General features: G+C 36.7%; 17 protein-coding genes and 1 riboswitch. Of the genes, 2 read left to right on the top strand and 15 right to left on the bottom strand.

The window, feature by feature from the left end:
• Positions 1–970: 970 nt before the first annotated feature.
• The 3 genes from cysS to folE all read right to left on the bottom strand — a co-directional run bounded on the left by cysS (position 971) and on the right by folE (position 3,661).
• On the bottom strand, positions 971–2,437 hold the full coding sequence (gene cysS, locus MP477_RS16790) for a cysteine--tRNA ligase (protein ID WP_257191272.1): 1,467 nt from the start codon (positions 2,435–2,437) through the stop codon (positions 971–973).
• Positions 2,438–2,558: 121 nt separating this feature from the next.
• Positions 2,559–2,990 (bottom strand): DinB family protein, encoded by a 432-nt coding sequence (locus MP477_RS16785; protein ID WP_257191271.1) that lies wholly within the window; start codon positions 2,988–2,990, stop codon positions 2,559–2,561.
• 2 nt (positions 2,991–2,992) lie between these two features.
• Entirely contained in the window at positions 2,993–3,661 is a 669-nt protein-coding gene (gene folE / locus MP477_RS16780) for a GTP cyclohydrolase I FolE (RefSeq protein WP_230034210.1), read from the bottom strand.
• Positions 3,662–3,762: 101 nt separating this feature from the next.
• On the opposite strand from folE, the gene MP477_RS16775 reads away from it, so the two are divergent.
• Positions 3,763–4,914 carry a hypothetical protein gene (locus MP477_RS16775; protein ID WP_257191270.1) on the top strand — a complete coding sequence of 384 codons (1,152 nt, stop codon included), beginning with the start codon at positions 3,763–3,765 and terminating at the stop codon, positions 4,912–4,914.
• Between the two features lie 123 nt (positions 4,915–5,037).
• Here the strand turns inward: MP477_RS16775 and metF are convergent, their stop codons facing one another.
• From metF to MP477_RS22855, 8 genes are all read right to left on the bottom strand, one after another.
• Positions 5,038–5,997 carry a methylenetetrahydrofolate reductase [NAD(P)H] gene (gene metF, locus MP477_RS16770; protein WP_230034206.1) on the bottom strand — a complete coding sequence of 320 codons (960 nt, stop codon included), beginning with the start codon at positions 5,995–5,997 and terminating at the stop codon, positions 5,038–5,040.
• Positions 5,998–6,089: 92 nt separating this feature from the next.
• A complete protein-coding gene (metH, locus tag MP477_RS16765) occupies positions 6,090–8,750 on the bottom strand; it encodes a methionine synthase (protein WP_257191269.1) in 2,661 nt (886 codons plus the stop codon).
• Between the two features lie 6 nt (positions 8,751–8,756).
• On the bottom strand, positions 8,757–9,848 hold the full coding sequence (locus MP477_RS16760; protein ID WP_257191268.1) for a fatty acid desaturase: 1,092 nt from the start codon (positions 9,846–9,848) through the stop codon (positions 8,757–8,759).
• Positions 9,849–9,931: 83 nt separating this feature from the next.
• Entirely contained in the window at positions 9,932–10,960 is a 1,029-nt protein-coding gene (locus MP477_RS16755) for a homocysteine S-methyltransferase family protein (protein ID WP_257191267.1), read from the bottom strand.
• Complete coding sequence (locus tag MP477_RS16750) at positions 10,950–11,321, bottom strand: four helix bundle protein (protein ID WP_257191266.1); 372 nt, start codon at positions 11,319–11,321, stop codon at positions 10,950–10,952. The genes MP477_RS16755 and MP477_RS16750 overlap by 11 nt, the downstream gene beginning before the upstream one ends.
• A 35-nt stretch (positions 11,322–11,356) precedes the next feature.
• A complete protein-coding gene (locus MP477_RS16745) occupies positions 11,357–12,517 on the bottom strand; it encodes an O-succinylhomoserine sulfhydrylase (RefSeq protein ID WP_257191265.1) in 1,161 nt (386 codons plus the stop codon).
• 123 nt (positions 12,518–12,640) lie between these two features.
• Positions 12,641–14,179: an ACT domain-containing protein gene (locus MP477_RS22860; RefSeq protein WP_257191264.1), complete on the bottom strand. Its 1,539-nt coding sequence runs from the start codon at positions 14,177–14,179 to the stop codon at positions 12,641–12,643.
• Complete coding sequence (locus tag MP477_RS22855) at positions 14,166–15,122, bottom strand: alpha/beta fold hydrolase (protein ID WP_257191263.1); 957 nt, start codon at positions 15,120–15,122, stop codon at positions 14,166–14,168. The genes MP477_RS22860 and MP477_RS22855 overlap by 14 nt, the downstream gene beginning before the upstream one ends.
• Positions 15,123–15,180: 58 nt before the next feature.
• Positions 15,181–15,288: riboswitch (SAM riboswitch) on the bottom strand.
• 189 nt (positions 15,289–15,477) lie between these two features.
• On the opposite strand from MP477_RS22855, the gene MP477_RS16730 reads away from it, so the two are divergent.
• Complete coding sequence (locus MP477_RS16730) at positions 15,478–18,093, top strand: glucosidase (RefSeq protein WP_257191262.1); 2,616 nt, start codon at positions 15,478–15,480, stop codon at positions 18,091–18,093.
• A 66-nt stretch (positions 18,094–18,159) separates the two neighbouring features.
• On the opposite strand, the gene MP477_RS16725 is transcribed toward MP477_RS16730, so the two are convergent.
• The 4 genes from MP477_RS16725 to MP477_RS16710 all read right to left on the bottom strand — a co-directional run bounded on the left by MP477_RS16725 (position 18,160) and on the right by MP477_RS16710 (position 22,260).
• The gene (locus MP477_RS16725) at positions 18,160–18,579 is read right to left on the bottom strand and encodes an OsmC family protein (protein WP_230034189.1); all 420 of its coding nucleotides are present in this window, start codon (positions 18,577–18,579) and stop codon (positions 18,160–18,162) included.
• Between the two features lie 24 nt (positions 18,580–18,603).
• Positions 18,604–19,926, bottom strand: a complete 1,323-nt coding sequence (locus MP477_RS16720; RefSeq protein WP_257191261.1) for a DUF58 domain-containing protein — start codon at positions 19,924–19,926, stop codon at positions 18,604–18,606.
• Between the two features lie 75 nt (positions 19,927–20,001).
• Positions 20,002–21,033: a MoxR family ATPase gene (locus MP477_RS16715; protein ID WP_257191260.1), complete on the bottom strand. Its 1,032-nt coding sequence runs from the start codon at positions 21,031–21,033 to the stop codon at positions 20,002–20,004.
• A 66-nt stretch (positions 21,034–21,099) separates the two neighbouring features.
• Complete coding sequence (locus MP477_RS16710; protein WP_257191259.1) at positions 21,100–22,260, bottom strand: hypothetical protein; 1,161 nt, start codon at positions 22,258–22,260, stop codon at positions 21,100–21,102.
• Position 22,261: the final 1 nt, after the last annotated feature.

Genomic DNA, 22,261 nt, shown 5'->3' with positions numbered 1-22,261 from the left:
TAACCTTAACTCCTTCTATAACCCTTAATCTTCTATACTCCTGCGCTCCCGTATTGGGACTGCAAAGATACAAATCTTTTTTACTTCCGCAACTTTTATTTCTAAAAATTTCTGAAGCCTTTTTTAGACTTATTTTCTTTTCGAGTATACGTTTTATGCTTATCTAAAAGCTCTTCTGCGCTTACTGATCTTCTTTCGTTTTTCAGTGCGGCAAAGGTAAGCCAACTTACCTATACCAAACAAGTTTATGTAACAATAAATTCATATTCCGTTCATTTTTTATCTTAACACGCTGGGAGGTAAGGGTAAAAGTTTTAAACAAATGTTTGAGGAGTTATGAGTGAGGAGTTATGAGTTATGAGTTATGAGTTGTGAGTGATAGGTGATAGGTGATAGGTGATAGGTGATGGAAGTTATTCCATATATATGGTATTGTTCTTTTACTATATATTACTTTTATATGATCGGGTTGTCTTATCTGAAGGTACTGGATTTGGTTTTGGCTAAAGCCAATGGATGGGGTTTGTTTTATGTGGGCGGGCTAAAATATGTTTCCTATTGAACAGGTGTTCCGGAAAGAATGGGTTTATTATTGGCGGATGGCTACTGGCGGATGGCTATTGATCATTGATCATTCACTATTGGCTATTGACCATTGACCGTTCACTTACTACTTTTTTATCAGGCTTCTTTTGTAATGTATCACTCCTACCCTAGCCCCGATAGTAACGGGTACCCCGCAGCATAGCTTGGAAAATGGAGGGATACAGCGCAGGGAGCCATGCGCGAGGAGTATGAGTGGATAGCGGGAAAAAGCTCCTCATGAGTTGGAGAGTTCGAGGGTTTGAGAGTTCGAGAGTTGGAGGGTTGGAGAGTCTGAGAGTTTGGGAGTGAACAAAAAAAAACATTCCGTGAAAATCTTAGCTGTTAAAGATTCTCACGGAATGATTATAAAGTAAAGTTATATGGTTTAATTCAGGACATAAGATGTTCCGTCTCGCCCGTCTTTTAATTCGATACCTTCAGCCAGTAGCTTGTCTCTGATCTGATCTGAAAGGTCAAAGTTCTTGGATTTTCTTGCCTGATTTCTAAGTTCAATTAAAACTTTCAATGTCTGATCAAGTTTTTCATTGTTATTTTCCTCTACAGCCTGTAATCCCAATACATCAAAGATAAAAGCATTCAAAGTTGCCTTTAAATCTTTAAGGTCTTGTGTAGAGATGGTTTCTTTGGCATCATTTAAAGCAAAGATGTATTTTACAGCTTCAAATAAATGAGCAATCAGAATTGGAGAATTGAAATCATCGGTTAATGCTTCATAACATTTGTTTTTCCATTCTTTAAGGCTGAAAGCAGAATGTTTATTATCGTCAGGAGTGATTGAGTTTAATACTTTCACAGCCTCCATCAATCTGATAAATCCTTTTTCGCTGGCTATCATCGCATCATTGGAAATATCCAAAACACTTCTGTAATGTGCCTGCAGGAAGCAGAAACGAACAATTGACGGATGGAAAGGCTTTTCAAAGAAGTCGTTATCTCCTGTAACCAGTTGCATAGGAAGAATATAGTTTCCTGTAGATTTACTCATACGCTGGGAATTCATCGTCAACATATTGGCATGCATCCAGTAATTTACCGGAGCAGCGTCGTTGCATGCTTTCCCTTGGGCGATTTCACATTCGTGGTGTGGGAATTTCAAGTCCATGCCTCCTCCGTGAATATCGAAAGTTTCTCCAAGATATTTTGTGCTCATCGCTGTACATTCAAGGTGCCATCCCGGGAATCCTTCTCCCCAGGGAGAGTTCCATCTCATAATATGAGCGGGAGAGGCTTTTTTCCAAAGGGCAAAATCCTGTGGGTTCTTTTTCTCACCTTGTCCGTCAAGATCACGGGTATTGGCAAAAAGCTCTTCTATATTACGTTTTGAAAGTTCACCATAATTAAGTCCTCTTTTATTGTATTCCAATACATCGAAGTATACTGAACCGTTGCTTTCGTAGGCGAAACCTCTTTCAATCAGTTTTTGTGTCAGTTCGATCTGTTCCACAATATGACCGGTAGCTGTGGGTTCGATATTGGGAGGAAGCAGGTTGAACATCTCTAACACTTTATGAAAATCTACGGTATATTTCTGTACGATTTCCATAGGCTCCAGCTTTTCAAGTCTGGTCTGTTTTACAAATCTGTCATTATCTACGTTTCCGTCATCGGTAAGGTGTCCGGCATCGGTAATGTTTCTTACATATCTCACTTTATACCCTAAATGCATTAGGGTACGGTAGATAAAATCGAAAGAAAGGAAAGTTCTTACATTTCCCAGGTGTACATTACTATAAACGGTAGGCCCACAGACATACATTCCGATATTACCTTCTAAAATAGGTTTGAATATTTCTTTTTCTGCTGTAAGCGAGTTATATATTTTTAGTTGCATTTATTTTTTATTAAAGATTCAATAGTTTAAGATTTAAAAATTAGTTAAAATAATATTCTGTCACAACAAATAATTGTTGTGATATAAATTTTATCTGAAACTTTTTTAAATTTTATCATAATCAAATCGCTTTTAAATGATGTTGCAAATGTTCTACATAATCATTGATAATAAATTCCAATGTAAAAACCTGGAGTTCTGTTTTGGTGGTATCACAAGTTCTCTGTAGTGCTTCATCAGGAATATTTTCAACAACACGAACAATCTGGTAGTTCAACGTCTTCCAAAGGCTGATAACCTCATCAGTAGGAACATTCTGATAGTTCTGGATTTTCACCCATTCATTCTGATCGTATACAATATTCTCATTCTCCTTATATTGAGTGACTACAAATCTACGGATATTTGTAAAAGCACTGTCACAAAGATGTCCTATAATTTCTTTTTTAGACCATTTTTCTGGTGTAGCTTTATAATTCCATTCTTCTTCGGAAATTGTTTGAAAGCTCTGAAGTCCGGCATCTACCATATGCTTAAGAACCTGATAATTCATTACTAATAATCTAGTTTTGCATGGCTTCCTACATAATGTAAGAATTCCTGTCTTGTAATAGGGTTTGTTCTGAAAATACCACTTAATTCAGCTGTTATGGTGGAGCTTGATGTATCTTTAATTCCTCTGCAGTTTACACAAAGGTGTTTGGCATCAATGATGCAGGCTACGTTTTTTGTTCCTAAAGCTTCTTTCAGGGCGTCTACAATCTGCATAGTCAATCTTTCCTGAACCTGTGGTCTTTTTGCATAATAATCAACAATTCTGTTAATTTTTGAAAGACCTATTACTTCTCCGTTTGAGATATAGGCTACGTGTGCTCTTCCAATAATCGGAAGGAAATGATGTTCGCAGAAAGAATATACGGTAATATCTTTTTCCACTAACATCTGACGGTACTTATATTTATTGGAAAAGGTAGAAATACCCGGCTTATTTTCCGGCAGTAATCCGCCGAAAATCTCATTCACATACATTTTGGCTACACGCTTCGGAGAATCTTTTAAAGAGTCGTCTGTCATGTCTAACCCAAGGGTTTCCATAATTTCACCAAACAGCTCAGTAATTTTTTCAATTTTTTCCTGTGGCGATTTATCAAAAGCATTTTCCCTTATAGGCGTATGTTCTTTTCCTGTGAAAATATCATCGTCGTTATCAGTAAAATCAACCATTTTTATTTAATTTGCAGCAAAAATACGGATAATATTAATTCATTTATTTTAAAATAGACCGAAAAATATTATCTTTTATAACCAGTCTTATTAAAAAACCTATGATTATTGTCGAAGAAGTACAAAATGAAAAACATAAAAAGGAATTTCTGGAATTCCCTGCACAACTTTATCTCCACGACAACCATTATATACGCCCTTTAGATAAACATATTGAAGAAATTTTTGATCCCCGAAAGAGTAAGTTTTTCAAATATGGAGAATGTAAAAGGTTTTTGTTTAAAAAGAATGACAAAACAGTGGGTAAAGTCGCTGTTTTTATCAACACCTGTTATGAACAAAAGCAGCCAACAGGAGGTTTTGGTTTTTTCGACTGTATTCATGATCAGCAAACGGCTAATTTTATTTTTGACCATTGTAAAAGCTGGCTTCAGGAAAAAGGTATGGAAGCAATGGATGGGCCTATCAATTTTGGAGAAAGGGATAAATTCTGGGGTCTTTTGATTGAAGGATTTACTGAACCTTTGTTTGGTATGAATTACAATCCACCTTACTATAAGGAGCTTTTTGAAAATTATGGTTTTCAGATTTATTTTGAACAATTTTGTTTTACAAGACCCATTTTCGCAGAGGTTTCAAGGGTTTTCACTATTGCTTATGAGAGAAACAGGAGAAATCCTGCTATTTCTGCCCAGCCTATGAAAAAGAATAACCTGAAAAAATTTGCCAAAGATTTTACGGAGGTGTACAATAAAGCCTGGGCTTCTCACGGTGAAGGGAAACATATAGAGGAAGCTAAGGTCCTGAAAATGTTTAATACGATGAAGCCTATTATCAATGAACATATCTCATGGTTTGTGTATGAAAATGAAAAACCGATTGCGATGTGGATTAATCTCCCGGATCTTAATCAATGGTTTAAATATCTCAATGGAAAATTCGGAATTTTTGAAAAGCTTAAATTTTTATGGCTAAAGGAGTTTAAAAGGAATGAAAAAATGGTTGGTCTGGTTTTCGGGGTAGTTCCAGAATGGCAGAAAAAAGGTATTGATGGGTATATGATCTGGAAAGGGACCCAGCATTTGAGAGAACATACAGATTTTACAACTACTGAACTGCAGTGGATTGGTGATTTTAATCCAAAGATGATCAAAATTGCAGAAGCTCTTGATACTACAGTGACCAGGAAGCTCGCAACTTACCGATATTTATTCGATAGAAATAAAGAATTTGAAAGACATCCTATCCTTTAAAATGAGGAAGTCTGGGTCTGAAAGATGGAAGTTATTGAAGACCAAAGATTCAGTTTTGCTTCAGATTAAAAATAAAAATCCCTGTCATATAGACAGAGATTCCTTTCATTTTTGGTACTTTTATTAGAATAGCTCACCGGCTACTTTTTTAATATTATCACTTTTCCCCATGGAGTAAAAGTGTAAAACAGGAACTCCAAAATCCAGCAGTTCTTTACATTGGGCAATGGCCCATTCTATTCCGATTTGTTTTACGGCTTCATTATTTTTAGCATTTTCAACTTCATTGATTAATTCTTCCGGCAGATCTATTTTAAATACTTGTGGCAACAGTTTCAAGTGCCTTTTGGTAGCAATAGGTTTAATTCCCGGAATAATAGGAACGGTAATTCCCATTTCTCTTGCTTTCTGAACGAATTCAATATACTTTTTATTGTCAAAGAACATCTGAGTCACAATATAATCTGCTCCGGCATCTACTTTCTGCTTCAGCCATTTCAGGTCATAATTCATGGAGGGTGCCTCCATATGTTTTTCGGGATATCCAGCCACTCCTATGCAGAATTTATTAAGCTCATCACAAATCTGATCTTCGTCATGAAGGTACTTTCCTCTTCCCAGGTTATTAATCTGGTTGACAAGGTCCATAGCACTGGCATGCCCTCCCTGGGTAGGTTCAAAATACTGATGTCCTTTCATTGCATCTCCTCTCAATGCCATAACGTTATCTATTCCAAGGTACATACAGTCTACCAAAAGATATTCTGTTTCTTCTTTTGTAAATCCTCCACACAGCAAATGTGGAACTGTATCTACATTATATTTATGTTGAATAGCGGCACAGATTCCCAACGTTCCCGGCCGCATTCTTGTAATACGACGTTCCACCAGCCCATTTCCTTTATCGAGATAGATATATTCCTCTCTTGAAGTGGTAACATCAATGAACGGGGGCTTGAATTCCATCAGCGGATCTATGTTCGTATACAGATCTTCAATACCGATTCCTTTCTGTGGCGGAACAACTTCTAAGGAGAATAAAGTTTTTCCATTTGCGTTTTTAATGTGTTCTGTTATCTTCATGTTATATTTTAGTTGTTGGTTGATAGTTGATAGCTAAGAGTCTTGATTTGTAAACAAACTATCAGCTCTCACCCATGAACTATAAACTTTTTTTAATCTGCTAAGTTGGGTGACAACCATTTTCTTGCTTCCTGAATGGTACACCCTCTTCTTGCAGCATAGTCTTTAAGCTGGTCTTCTGTAATTTTTCCTAAACCGAAGTATTTTGCATGCGGGCTTCCGAAATAGTATCCGGAAACCGCTGCTGTAGGAAACATGGCTAAACTTTCGGTAAGGTAAACGCCTATATTTTCTTCTACTTTTAAAAGATCCCAGATTGTTTTCTTTTCCAAATGGTCAGGGCAGGCCGGATATCCGGGTGCAGGACGAACTCCTTTGTATTTTTCAGCAATCAGATCTTCGTTGCTTAAGTTTTCCTGATTGGCATAGCCCCAGTACTCGGTTCTTACTTTTTTATGTAAAAACTCGGCATAAGCTTCTGCAAAACGGTCTGCCAATGCTTTTACCATGATGGCATTATAATCATCATTGGCTTTTTCATATTCAGCGGACAATTCATCTGTTCCAAAACCTGTGGTCACACAGAAAGCTCCTACATAATCTGTTTTTCCTGAACTCTGAGGAGCAATAAAATCACTTAAAGCCAAATATTCTTTTCCTTTTGATCTTTGAGCCTGCTGTCTTAAAGTTAAAAACTTAGCCTGCTCATTATTATTCTCATCAAAGATTAAGATATCGTCAGATTCATTGGAGTTGGCTTTAAAAATTCCGAAGATGGCTTTTGCTGTTAATAATTTTTCGTCTAAAATTCTTTTTAAAATAACCTGGGCATCCTTAAATAACTCTTTAGCCTGAACGCCTACTACCTTATCTTCTAGAATATTAGGGTATTTCCCATGCAGGTCCCAGCTTCTGAAAAACGGCGACCAGTCTATAAAAGGAAGAAGCTCATGCAAATCCTGGTTTTCAAAAACTTTTATACCTAAGTTATTCGGTGTAAAAATCTCTTCATTTTCCCAATCAATTGTAAAATGATTTTTTCTTGCTTCTTCAATTGATACATAGTCTTTATCAACCTGTCTGTTCAGGAATTTTTCCCTGAAATCTGAGTAATCATTCTTTAGATCTGAAACATATTCTTTATTTCGGTCACCCAATAATGAACTTACTACATTTACTGCTCTTGAAGCATCATTCACGTGAACAACTGCATTTTTATATTTTAAATCGATTTTCACAGCAGTATGTGCTTTTGATGTAGTAGCACCTCCGATCAATAAAGGAAAATCTAAGTTTTGTCTTTCTAATTCTGAAGCGATATATACCATCTCATCCAGACTTGGAGTAATTAACCCGCTTAATCCAATGACATCTACTTTTTCTGCAATGGCTGTCTGAATAATCTTTTCGGCAGGCACCATCACTCCAAGATCAACGATTTCATAATTGTTACAGCCTAAAACTACACTCACAATATTTTTACCAATATCGTGAACATCTCCTTTTACTGTTGCCATTAGAATTTTCCCATTCGCAGGTCTTGATCCGTCTTTTTCAGCTTCAATATAAGGCTGTAAATAGGCAACTGCTTTTTTCATTACTCTTGCCGACTTTACGACCTGTGGCAGGAACATTTTTCCGCTTCCAAATAAATCTCCTACCACTCCCATTCCGGTCATCAGATTAATTTCTATGACATGAAGCGGTTTTTCGGCAACTTGTCTGGCTTCTTCTACATCTTCTTCAATAAAACGGTCGATACCTTTTACCAGTGCATACGTAATTCTTTCCTGCAAAGGATTGTTTCTCCATTCTAAATCTTCGGTTTTTTCTTTCTTTACCGACTTATGTTTTTCGGAATAATCCAAAAGTCTTTCTGTAGCATCTTCTCTCTTATCAAGAATGACATCTTCTACAAGCTCCAGAAGTTCTTTATTAATTTCATCATAAACCTCCAGCATTGCAGGGTTTACAATTCCGATGTTCATTCCGGCCTGGATGGCATGATAAAGAAATACGGAATGCATGGCTTCCCTTACGGTATCATTTCCACGGAATGAGAAAGAAACATTACTCACCCCTCCGCTTACAGATGCATAGGGAAGATTATTTCTTACCCAACGTGTTGCTTCAATAAAATCGATGGCATTTCTTCTATGTTCATCCATTCCTGTGGCCACCGGAAAAATATTTAAATCGAAAATGATATCTTCGGCAGGAAAACCAATCTGGTTCACCAAAATATCATAAGACCTTTTTGAGATTTCAATTCTCCGTTCAAGACTATCTGCCTGCCCTACCTCATCAAATGCCATTACAATCACAGCAGCACCATATCTTTTGATGGCTTTTGCATGTTTGATAAATTCTTCTTCTCCTTCTTTTAAGCTGATGGAATTTACCACACATTTCCCCTGTGCCACCTGAAGACCAGCTTCTAAGATTTCCCATTTGGAAGAATCCACCATGATTGGTATTCTTGCGATATCCGGTTCGGAAGCAATTAAGTTCAGGAACTTGATCATGGACGCTTTTCCGTCAATCAATCCATCATCAAAATTGACATCAAGAATTTGCGCCCCACCTTCCACCTGATGGCGGGCAATATCTAATGCTTCAGAGAATTTCTCCTCTTTAATAAGTCTTAAAAATTTTTTGGAGCCGGCAACATTGGTTCTTTCACCAACATTGATGAAATTACTCTCCGGTGTTATGATAAGAGGCTCAAGGCCCGATAATCTTAAATACTTCATTTAATTTTATTCTTCTAAAATATAATAGGCATTATTTGCATTCTGCCTTAATAAATCTCTATGCTTGGCTAAAGCAGTGATCAGTGGAAATCTTTTGTATGCTAAACCATGCTCTCTAGCAAATTTTTCTATCTCCTCAGTGATTTCGTTATAATACATATAGCTATAATTTGGAAATAAATGATGGGCAACATGGAAATTAAAATTCCCCAACACATTTCTCACCAGCCAATTGTTTTCTTTTAAATCATTAGTGACTTCAAATTGGTGACGAAGCCAGCTGAATGGAAGTCCATTACTCCTGTCTAATCTCGGAAAAGCATTATCAGGCAGCGGATGCAGGGGCAATAAAACAAACAAGGCAAAAATACTTGCTGAAATCACCTGTAAAAACCATGCTCCCAATGCCAAGCCTACTGATACTTTAAAGAACATAACAGGAATTACAATCTGATAAAAAAAGTAGAACAACTTATAGCCTATCATTTTTATTTTTTCTATCGCAGGTATTTTTCCCTGGGTTTTCAAAATCACCCTTTCCTTATCAAAGAAGTCTCTAAAATCTCTTATAAACATCCAGTTGAATAAATACAACGGATATACTAAAAAGAAAAACTTATCCTGATACTTCTGTACTCCTTTTGCTTTGATCCAGGGAATGATTAACAGCAAACCACTCTGCTCGATATCGGTATCCCAGCCGTCCACATTCGGATAGGCATGATGACTTGCTATATGCCTTTTTTTCCAGATGTAGGAATTAGCTCCCACAAAATCAAAAATGTGCAAAACCAGAAAATTCAGTCTTCTACTTTTATAAATATTATTATGAGCTGCTTCATGAATTAGATTTAAGTAAATCAAAACCAAAAAAATGCCCATTGCAATAAAACTCAATATATACATCCAAGGTTTTTCTGCGTTGAGAACTGCAAAAAAGTATAAGCTTATATAGATCAACGGCAGGATAACAGCCTTCACCTGAATATAAATATCCCTGTTTTCAGGAATTGCTTCTACCCTTTGGTTCACTTTCTTTCTCAGTTCATTAAACAGTTTCGCATCGTCTGAATTTTTTAAGTAACTCGGCTTTTCCATTACATTAAACTTTATGGTTTATTTAAAGTTAATATTTACAATCCAGCCAACATTCTTGATTTTGATTAAAAAAATCTATCAAATCACACAAATTCCTTCAATTTTCTTGGCGGATATTTTTCTACCAGATCAGCAATTGCCTTGATATGTTCCGGAGTAGTACCGCAGCATCCTCCGATAATATTGATCAATCCTTTTTCTACATATTCTTTAATCTGTCTGGCCATATCTTCCGGTGTCTCATCATATTTCCCAAAAGCATTCGGTAAGCCTGCATTCGGATAAGCCGAAACATAGAATTCTGAATTATGGGCCAGCGTTTCCAGGTAAGGTGTCAGCTGATCTGCTCCTAAAGCACAGTTGAAGCCCACGCTTAACAGGTTCAAATGAGAAACTGAGATCAGAAAGGCTTCTGCTGTCTGCCCGCTCAAAGTTCTTCCTGAGGCATCGGTAATGGTTCCTGAAACCATGATTGGAATTGTAATTCCTCTTTCTTCCTGAAGTTCATCAATGGCAAATAAGGCGGCCTTGGCATTCAGTGTATCAAAGATGGTTTCTACCAACAAAATATCTGATCCTCCATCCAATAGTGCTTCACATTGCTGCCTGTAAGCTACTCTCAATTCTTCGAAAGTAATCGCTCTATACCCAGGATCATTAACATCGGGGCTTAAACTTGCTGTCCTGTTTGTAGGCCCTATAGATCCTGCCACAAATCTCGGCTTATCAGGATTTTTTGCGGTGTATTCATCGCAGGCTTTTCTGGCAATTCTTGCAGACTCATAGTTCAGCTCATAGACCAGTTCTTCCATGTGATAATCTGCCATCGCAATCGTAGTTCCTGAGAACGTATTTGTTTCAATAATATCAGCACCTGCTTCCAGATATTTTTTGTGAACTTCTTCAATCGCATGGGGCTGTGTCAAAGAAAGCAGGTCATTATTTCCTTTTACCGGATGTTCCCAGTCTTTGAATCGCTCTCCGCGATAATCTTCTTCTTCAAACTTGTAACGCTGAAGCATTGTTCCCATGGCACCGTCGAGGATGAGAATACGCTTTTGGAGTTGAGAGTTGAGAGCTGAGAGTTGAAAGTCTTGTATGCTATTTTTCATTTTCTATTTTTTTGTAATAATTTATAAATCCGCTGATAAGCTTTTTACATAAAAGGATTTTTCTATTTACAATTTCAAAATCATCTTTAGAAATATATACTTGGTCTAAAGCCAGATAAAATTGGGTTTCCAGTTCGTAAAGAGATCCCCTGGCAATATGCAAAAAGTGTAATGTATCTTTAGATGTTCTTCTTCCACATCCTTCTGCTATATTTGATGGGATTGAAATAGCAACTCTTCTTATTTGACTGGTTAAAGCAAATAATTCTTCTTTAGGAAAATTTGTGGTCAAAATATAAGTTAGGTTAACCAATTTTCTTCCTTCAATCCAAACCTCTAATTCTGTATAATCTCTACTCATTTTTTATCTATAAACTGTCAACCCTAAACCCTCAACTAATCTAAGCCTTGCTTCAGGTCTACAATGATATCTTCTACATTTTCCAGCCCTACTGAACAACGGACTAAACCTGCCGTAATCCCTACTTCGTTTCTCTCTTCATCAGACAATTTGGAATGCGTTGTAGAAGCCGGATGAGTAACGATCGTTCTTGTATCACCTAAGTTAGCGGAAAGTGAACACATTTGTATCTTATCTAAGAAATTTCTTCCGCCCTCTATTCCTCCTTTTATTTCAAAAGCAACGATATTTCCTCCGAGCTTCATCTGTTTTTTGGCAACTTCATAGTTCGGATGGGATTTCAGGAATGGATATTTTACCAGTTCTACATTAGGGTGACTTTCTAAAAACTCGGCTACTTTCAATGCATTTTCACAATGTTTTTCAACACGGATTGCCAATGTCTCCAGGCTTTTTGATAATACCCATGCATTAAAAGGAGATAGTGCAGGTCCTGTATTTCTTGCAAAAAGATAAATTTCTCTGATCAGATCTTCCTTTCCTACTGCAATTCCTCCTAAAACTCTTCCCTGTCCGTCAATCAGCTTCGTTGCTGAATGTACAACAACATCTGCACCATATTTTATCGGCTGCTGGAGATAAGGCGTTGCAAAACAGTTATCTACAATGAAAATAAGATTGTATTTTTTAGCAATCTGCCCGAAAAACTCCAGATCCAAAATCTCAATAGCAGGATTGGTGGGTGTTTCAAGATATAGAATCTTTGTATTAGGCTTGATATATTTTTCTACATTTTCAGCATCGCCTGCCTTGAAGTAAGTGGTTTCAATATTCCATTTTGGAAAATACTTGGTAAACAAGGTATGGGTAGATCCAAAAACCGACTGGCAGCTTACAATATGATCGCCGGCATTCAATAATGCTGCAAATGTGGAATAAATTGCCGCCATTCCCGTCGCAAATGCATATCCTGCTTCTGCACCTTCCATTTTAGCAATTTTATCTGTGAATTCCGTTACGTTCGGGTTAGAGAAACGGCTGTATAGGTTTTTAGGCTTTTCTTCGGCAAAACTTGCCCTCATATCTTCGGCATCCTGGAAAATAAAGCTGGATGTAAGATATAATGGCGTGGAATGCTCGTCAAACTGGGTTCTTTCAGTTTGGGTTCTTATTGCTGATGTTTCAAAATTCTCCATATAGTTTTAATTAATTTACCAATATAGCAGTCTAACAATATAGCAATGAGATTCTTCGCTACGCTCAGAACGTCCATTTATAAATATTGGTAAACTTTATATTGTCAGATTGTTATATTAATTTTATTTTATTTCACTTACTCTTAAAATATCTCCGAAAACGCCTCTGGCAGTTACCTGCGCTCCGGCTCCGGCTCCCATAATAACAATTGGATTTTCACCGTAGCTTTCTGTATAAATCTCAAATATGGAGTCTGAACCTTTTAACTGCCCTAATGCTGAACTTCCAGGTACAGAAACTAGCTTGACATCAAGCTGTCCTTTTTCTTCCTGCAGATTTCCGTGCAGATCTCCTACATAACGCAGTACATGCCCAGGCTCCTGGTTTTCTTTAATCTTCTGATATTCTTCATCGAGTTCTTCCAATCTTGAGATAAATTCACTTTTCTCTACAGCCAGAAGATTTTCAGGAATCAGGTTTTGAATATTAATATCCTGGAATTCGTTGATCAGATCCAGCTCTCTTGCCAAAATCAGAAGTTTTCTTGCTACGTCATTTCCAGAAAGATCTTCACGCGGATCCGGTTCTGTGTACCCTTTCTCCATTGCTTCTCCGATAACTTTGGAAAACTTATCGTTTCTTACAGAGAAGTTATTGAAGATATAGCTTAGAGACCCCGAGAATACGCCTTTTATTCTTGTAATATTTTCTCCTGAAAGGTGTAATAATTTAATGGTATCAATTAACGGAAGACCTGCTCCTACATTTGTTTCATACAAATACCGTCTGTTGTTTTTACTCAACGTATATCTTAGTTTACGATATTCTTCAATAGGAAGTGTGTTGAAGATCTTATTGGAAGAAACCAGGTCAAATCCGTTTTCGGCTAAGGCATGATAGTTTTTTACAAAATCCTTACTCGCCGTATTATCCACGACAATCAGATTTTCTAATTGATTTTCATTGGAGAATCTGATCAGTTCCTGAACATCTGATGAATGTTCTGCTGTTAGAACCTCATCATTCCAATTTGCATCAAATCCTTTTTTATTGAAAGCTATTTTCTTTGAATTCGCTACTGCAACTACTTTTAAGTCTATTTTCTTGCGTCTTTTAATTTCTTCTGAAGATTCAAGAACCTGTTCAATTAATGTTTTTCCAACATTTCCATGGCCTATAATTGCCAGGTGAACCGTTTTTGGTTTTTTGAATATTTCAGATTCTAAGATATTTCTGGTTTTTTCATCCTGTGACGATGTTACTACGATGTTTACTCTGTTTTCTCCTGAAACCTGGTTTAAAAGTAATGGAAAAACATTATTTCTGGCCAGCTCAGCAAGGACTTTATTAAAATCTTCTGCTACAAATCCGAGTACAGAAACATTATTGATGCTGTAGATTTGGGAAACTTTTCCCGATTTTCTTTCTGCTTCAAATTCATCGATAAGACAAGCCACTGCTTTTTCTGCATCATTTTCCTGAACCAAAATAGAGATTCCGTTTTCTATAGCTTGCTGGGAAATTACCCCTACACTGATACGCGCTAAAGTGAGCGCTTTAAAAATTCGTCCGTCAATTCCGATTTCTCCAAGGAAATCTTCTCCTTCAAATTTAATGATTGATCTGTTCTTCAAAAATTTTATTTCGTTAGCATTTTTCATGAGTATATAAAATATTTTTTATGATAGTATTTAATTGTTGGTATTCCATTAGGAAGGCGTCATGCCCATGTACTGACTGGATCTCGTGATAAGAAACATTCTTATTTTTCTCTGCCATTCTTTCAAAACACATCCTGATCTCAGAAGCAGGAAAGAATAAATCTGTATCAACGGAGATCATGTGCATTCGTGCCTGGACTTTATCCAGCATTGATTCATCTGCATTGATATTCATTAACAGATGGTTCATGAGCTTATATGCTTTTAAACTAAATCTATCGTTTAATGCATTACCGTGATAAACCAGCCAATCTTCCGATTCTAAGCTTTTTTTCTCCTTATTGTATTTGTTTTGAAATCTGTTATTGAGTGATTGTGGAGTCCGGTAACACAACATAGCATGAATTCTGGCTTTTTGCAGAGGTTCATCTTTATCATTCAATAAAAACTTCTGAACCAGACATTGTGCATGCAGCCAATCGTGAGTTCTGTAATCACAGGCTATAGGAATAAATATTTCCGTCAGTTTAGGCTGCTTTGTAAGCATTTCCCAAGCAATGCTTCCTCCCAGAGAGCCTCCAATAATGGCATATAGTTTTTTGATCTGTAAAGTTTCCAGCCCTTTCAAAAAGATATTGGCAATATCTGCCGGGGTGAAATCTTCATAATCTTCAATTAAAAAATTATCATATCCGTTTCCGGGAATATTAAAACACAGAACTGTATATTTTTTTGTATCAACTACCTGATTTTCACCAATTAATTGTTTCCACCATCCTTTTTCTCCGGATACATTTGAGTTTCCGGTTAGCGCATGATTGATTAAAATAATGGGTGCAGTAAACAGGTCTTTCCCGAAAAGCTCATAGCTCAACGGGATATAATATTCCTTTTGGGAATTGGTTTGATACGAAAGATTAATATAGTTTAGTTCTGTTTTCAATTCTATTATTTTTAATACAATTGAAAATGCCACAGGAAATGGCTGAAAAGAACTTCAGTAGTTATCTGTCCAAAATTATTTTGGTAGAACGTAGCACCTTCTTTGCTTGCACAAAGGGTTGCTAAGGTTTCATAGGGTCTAATCCCTCAACCTTTCTTGATAACATTTTCAATATTTGAATGAACGAATGATGCAAAGGTAGTTTTTTTCTTTTAATTTCAAAAAAAAAATATTTTAATATTTTAATATCCCCTATAAATACAAGTATTTCAAGGGTATATTAAGAATTATTCAGATGATAGGAATTGGAATTACTTTTCAAAAAAACTAACTTCGTATAGAAAAATGATGTGATATGACCTCCGAAAAAGAAAGATTACAAGATTCCAAATGGAAAAACTGGGGACCTTATGTAAGCAACCGGCAATGGGGAAATGTACGTGAAGATTACAGCCCAAACGGAAATGCGTGGAACTTTACCAATCATAACAATGCAGAAAGCTATGCCTACCGTTGGGGAGAAGAAGGTATTGCAGGTATTTCCGATGTCAAGCAGCTGTTCTGTTTTGCATTTTCATTTTGGAACAAGAAAGATAAAATTGTAAAAGAGCGGTTCTTTGGGTTGAGCAATCCTCAGGGAAACCATGGTGAAGATATCAAAGAAATTTTCTATTACCTGGATAATACTCCTACTCATAGCTATATGAAAATGGTTTATAAGTATCCGATCAATGCATTTCCTTATGATGAGCTTCTTACAGAAAACGGAAAACGCAGCAAAAAGGAACCGGAATATGAAATTTTTGATACCGGAATCTTCAACGACGATGAATATTTTGATATTTTCATTGAATATTGTAAGGCTGACCATAACGATATTTTAGTAAGGGTTACGGTATGTAACCGAAGCCAGCACGCCGCACCAATTGTGGTAGCACCAACGGCATGGTTCAGAAACAACTGGAAATGGGGCTATAATACCTATAAGGGCGAAATGACTTCTTCTCATGATGGGAGTATCAGCATTGGTCATGACAGTATTTCGATTAAAAAGCTATATTCCAGAAATGGGAATGCAAAACGGGTATTTTGTGATAATGAAACCAATACTTCCAAGCTTTACGGAGCTCCCAAGATTGAAAATACTTACTTCAAAGACGGTATTAATGACTTTATTATTCACAAGGGAGACACTGTAAATCCTGAGAAAAGAGGAACAAAAGCATCTTTTCTGATTGACGAACTTATTGAAGGCGGACAATGTAAGATTTTTGAACTCAGACTGTGTCCTGATGGAACTGATGAACCTTTTCAAAACTTTGATGAGATCTTCAATACCAGGAAAGCTGAAGCTGAAGAATTTTACCGCGAAATTCAACATGACACCCCTGATGAAGATGAAAGAAATGTTCAAAGGCAGGCCTTTGCCGGACTTCTCTGGAATAAACAGTTTTATCATTACAATATTGGAAAGTGGCTGAAAGGTGATCCTAATTTTGAAGCACCCAGAAACTTTAATGAATATGTAAGAAATACAGAATGGAATCATCTCCACAATAAGGATATTATTTCCATGCCTGATAAATGGGAATATCCCTGGTATGCTACCTGGGATCTGGCTTTTCACTGTGTTCCTTTATCCATGATAGATGCAGAATTTGCCAAGGGACAGCTTTTGCTATTGACCAAGGAATGGTATATGCATCCTAATGGGCAGCTTCCTGCCTATGAATGGAATATGAGCGACGTAAACCCACCTGTACATGCATGGTCCTGCTTCAGGGTTTTTAAAATTGATGAAAAAAATAATGGAAAACCTGATCTTTTATTTCTGGAAAAAGTATTCCAGAAGCTTCTCCTGAACTTTACCTGGTGGGTAAACAGAAAGGATAAAAATGGAAAGAATATCTTCGGGGGCGGTTTCCTGGGTCTTGATAACATTGGTGCTTTTGACCGGAATATGGTTTTAAAAGATGGGCAGCATCTTGAACAGGCTGACGGAACAAGCTGGATGGCCATGTACGCTTTAAATATGATGCGCATTGCAATGGAACTGGCCCAATATTACCAGGTGTATGAAGATATGGCTATTAAATTTTTTGAGCATTATCTTTATATCGCAGAAGCAATGGAAAATCTGGGTGAAGGAACCAAAGGACTCTGGAATGAGGAAGACGGTTTTTTCTATGATGTTCTTCAACTTGGAAACGGAGACAGTGTATCTTTAAGGCTGAGAAGTATTGTGGGATTAATTCCTCTTTTTGCTGTTGAAATCGTAGACCACAGATTACTGGAAAAGATGCCGAACTTCAGAAGCAGAATGGAATGGATCTTAAAAAACAAACCTGAACTTACTAAGCTTGTTTCTCATTGGGATGAGGAAGGACATGGAAGGAAACACTTAATGAGTATCCTTCGTAAAAACAGACTGACAAAAGTTTTAACAAGAATGCTTGATGAAAAGGAGTTTTTAAGTTCTTACGGAATTCGTGCCATGTCTAAAGTATATGAAGAAAATCCTTTTATATTTTCTGTTCACGGAACGGAAAATATAGTTTATTATACTCCTGCAGAAAGTGACAGCAGAATGTTTGGCGGTAACAGCAACTGGCGTGGCCCTATATGGTTTCCTATTAATTTTCTGATTGTGGAAAGCTTACAGCGTTTTCATTATTATTATGGGAACAGTCTGAAAGTAGAGTTTCCAACAGGAAGTGGGGATAAAAAAAATCTTGATGAAGTAGCCCAAAATATCAGTAAAAGACTTTGCTCTATTTTCTTAAAGGATGAACATGGCCAACGTGCTTTTAACGGCGGAAATCCGAAATTTAATCATGATGAACACTTTAGAGATTATATCACTTTCTTTGAATATTTCCATGGAGACAATGGACGTGGCGTAGGGGCTTCCCATCAGACAGGATGGACTGCTACCGTAGCTAAACTTATTAAACCAAGGCTGACATTTTAATAGGCTGTGAATCATAAAAAAACCGGATGAGACATCCGGTTTTTTTTATTTTTTAAGACAATAGAATTAAATTTTATCTCCATTCACAAAAACTTCGTATCCGATTTCTACATTCGGCTCTAACGTTTTTGATACGGAACAGTATTTTTCAAAAGATAATTCTGCTGCTTTTAATGCTTTCTTAGGATCAATTTCTCCTTCCAAAAGGAATTTTACTTTAATAGATTTAAAAGGCTTTGCATCATCTACCTGAATTCTCTCTCCTTCCACTTCTGCCTGAAAGCTTTTAATATCCTGACGCTGCTTTTTTAAAATAGAAACCACATCAATTCCGCTGCAGCCTGCTACAGCCATCAGGACACTTTCCATTGGAGAAACACCTTTAGCTCCCGGCTGGGAAGTATTGTCCAAAAGAATAGAGTTTCCTTGGGAGTTGGTACATTCAAATAAAAAGTCGTCGTTTATTCTGTTGAGTGTTATTTTCATTATTGCTTGTTGCTTGTTGCAAAGTTATAAAATTCCTCTCGCTTTTATCTCCAAGTATTTATTGATAACATCAATATTCAGGTTTTCAGGAAGGGTATATACGGTGTAAATTCCATATTTACGCAGCTCCTGGATAATTAATTTCTTTTCAAATTCAAATTTTTCAGCGACGATTTCATCATATATCTCCTGCATATTTTCAGGATTTTTATTGATCAGCGCTTGGAGTTCAGCATTTTTGAAAAACACCACTACCAACAAGTGATTTTTAGCAATTCCACGAAGATATTTCAACTGGCGGTTTAATCCGTCCAGCGTTTCAAAATTGGTAAAAAGCAAAATTAAGCTTCTCTGGTTGAGCGAATATTTTACATCCTGGTACAACCGGTTGAAGTCACTTTCAAAAAAATCTGTTTTAATATTGTACAGGGCTTCTGAGATTTTTTTCAACTGCCCGGATTTATTATCGGCAGCAATTTTATTTTCTGCTTTTTTTGAAAAAGTCATCATTCCGGCCCTGTCTCCTTTTCTCAAAATAATATGGGACAATGCCATGGCAGCATTAATGGAATAATCCAGCAGGCTTAATCCATTGAAAGGCATTTTCATCGTTCTGCCTTTATCAATCAGTATAAAAATACGCTGTGATTTCTCATCCTGAAACTGATTAACCATTAAACGATTGGCTTTGGATGTTGCCTTCCAGTTAATGGTTCTGATATCATCTCCAGGAACATAATCCTTGATCTGTTCAAACTCCATGGTATGCCCTAACTTTCTGACTTTCTTAATTCCTCCCAGCATAAACTCGCTCTGCAAAGCCATCAGTTCATATTTTCTGAGATGAACAAAGGATGGATAGGAAGGTAAGACTGCATCTTTCTGGAAATTAAATCTTTTGGAAACTAATCCCAAGGGTGAGGAAGCATATACATTCAGACTTCCAAAATGGTATTCTCCTCTTTCTTTGGGTTCCAATGCATATTGGAAAAAAGTATTGGTCCCGGAATGAATATGTTTTTCAATTAAAAAATCTCTTTTCTGAAACTGGAAAGGTATTTCATCAATAATTTTGGTCGTAATCTTAAAGCTGTAATTGTTTTTGATATCAATTTTTACAAAGTTTTCGTCGCCATTGGACAATTTCTCTGGTACTATTCTTTGAGCCTGTAATGCATTTTTCTGATTAAAGAGAAGTAGGTAATCAACCATTACTGCAAGAAAACAAAGCAGTAATACCATGTGAGCAACCCACATCAAAGCCGGGAAGAAAAATGCCAAAACATACAGAACACCCACTCCAATGAGCGTAAAGAAGAAACGTGTATTGATGTATAAGTTTTTCATTGTTTAGGTTGCAGGTTGCAGATGACAGGTTTTGGGTGAGTGTTTATTAGCTTTATCACAATCATTTATTACTACCTATCTCGGAATTTCTATTCCCTCTAAGATTTGACGGATAATTTCATCTGCGGTAAGACCCTCCATTTCTCTTTCCGGAGAAACGATTACTCTGTGTCGTAAAACAGCATAACTTGCTTCTTTAATATCTTCCGGAGTTACAAAATCTCTTCCTCTCAATGCTGCAAATGCTTTTGAGGCTGTAAGAAGCGCCAGCGAAGCTCTGGGAGAAGCACCCAGATATAAAAACTGGTTTTCTCTGGTATTGATAATAATTTTAGCAATATATTCCATCAACTGTGCTTCCACAATGATTTCTTTTACCAAATGCTGATAGCTTTTCAGCTGTTCTGCGGTAATTACGTGATTTACGCCTTCGGTTTTGTCTTCTTTTTTACTTTCATGCTGATTTCTGATAATAGCTATTTCCTGTTCAAGATTAGGGTAGCCCACATTGATTTTGAAAAGAAAACGGTCCAGCTGAGCCTCAGGAAGTCTATAGGTTCCTTCATGCTCTATTGGGTTTTGGGTAGCTACTACAAGGAAAGGTTCATCCATTATATAACGGGTACCATCCATTGTAATCTGTCTTTCTTCCATTACCTCAAAAAGAGCTGCCTGTGTTTTTGCAGGCGATCTGTTGATCTCATCAATTAATATGAAATTGGAAAAAACAGGTCCTTTTTTAAATTCAAACTCCGAATTTTTCACATTGAAAACTGATGTTCCTAAAATATCGGAAGGCATAAGGTCCGGGGTAAACTGAATTCTGCTGAAGCCTACATCAATCGTTTTTGCCAGTAGTTTTGCAGTAATTGTTTTGGCAACTCCCGGAACACCTTCAATTAAAACATGTCCGTTTGAGAGCAATGCAGCCAACAGATGTTCTATCATATTCTCCTGCCCTACAATTACTTTTCCAATTTCAGATTTTACTTTATCAATGCTTGCACGGAGTTCAATCATATCTATTCTGGATTGAAACTGGTCTTCGCTTTTATTAAGGTTTATCGCGTTTTGATTTTCTATGTTTTCGTTATCAAGGTTTTCCATAATTTTTATCTTTGGTTTTTTGACAGGCTTCGTTCTATCTCTACATTGTCCAATCAGGACTTTACTTTATTTAAGGATCTCATCAAGGAGTCTGTTTATCCTTGTTAAGTCCTCTTTCATAACACTGGCATATGGGTCCTGGGCTTTTTTAATAAGCTCTATTGCCTCATCTATCATCTCTATTGTTTTTCCGGTTTTCAATTGCAGTTTTTTTGCAAATTCCGAATCTAATTGCTGGGTATCAATCAGCAGGTCCATTCTCACTTTATTTAGGAAATATTGGGCTTTTTTGGCCATCATATCGTGAAAATCACCTTCCTGAAGATAAAGATTTCCTATGCTTTTAACAAAATCTAAAGAGGTATTTCTCAATGGTTCTATAACGGCTACTACCCTTTGCTTTCTTTTAGCATTAAAGAAAATAAACAGGGTAAGTCCGCCTAAAAGAACCCACCAGGCATATTTCAAAGCGGGATTTGACAATACAAACCTCATAAAGAAGCGTGATGCTTTACTGCTGCTTGGTACAAACCAAACCGTTTCCCTATCCTGAAGATAAGAAAAAACATCCTGTGTATATTTTACATTTCCGGGTTTCAGAAGATAGTAATTGGTAAGGAAAAGTGGCTCACAGTGAGCATAGATATTACCTTTCCCAAATTTTACTTTAATAAAATTGGCCTGGTCCGTATTCTTTCTTTCTACAGTCTTACCGAGTATTTCAATCTGGGGCTTAATAAATGAAAAACCTCTTCCGGACGGAAATTTATCCAGTTTTATAAAATCGCTCTGATATTTTTTATCGGTAAGCTTCAGCACATTCTCTTCTTCAAAAGAAATATCTGAGTCATAATAACCAATACTGTCGGATATTTCTTTGGGCATGCTGCGTTCCATAATCAACATCGCATCGGAACCATTGGATACCTGATCCAGGATTTTCTTCCATGATTCTTTGTCAATATTGCTTTCGATAACAACAATATTATGGATTCCTCTTTTATGTTGATTATAATATTCGTAAGGCGTCTGCTCAGTTTTTTTGAGCTTATTTTTAAAGAGATCTTTTGCTTCATTATTAAAAACAAACAGCCCAAAAGGAGACTTCTCATTAATATCGAAGTTTTTGCGCCAGTTTGTAGTCTCTTTTTTGTTAACTTCAAGCAACGCCAGAATAACCATCACAACGATGAAAATTACAGCATATATTTTGAAATTTTTATTCATG

The sequence above is a fragment of the Chryseobacterium sp. WG23 genome (assembly GCF_024586575.1).
GTDB lineage: Bacteria > Bacteroidota > Bacteroidia > Flavobacteriales > Weeksellaceae > Chryseobacterium.
The sequence above is the reverse complement of the archived record's forward strand: the minus strand, read 5'-3'. Positions and strand labels throughout refer to the sequence as shown.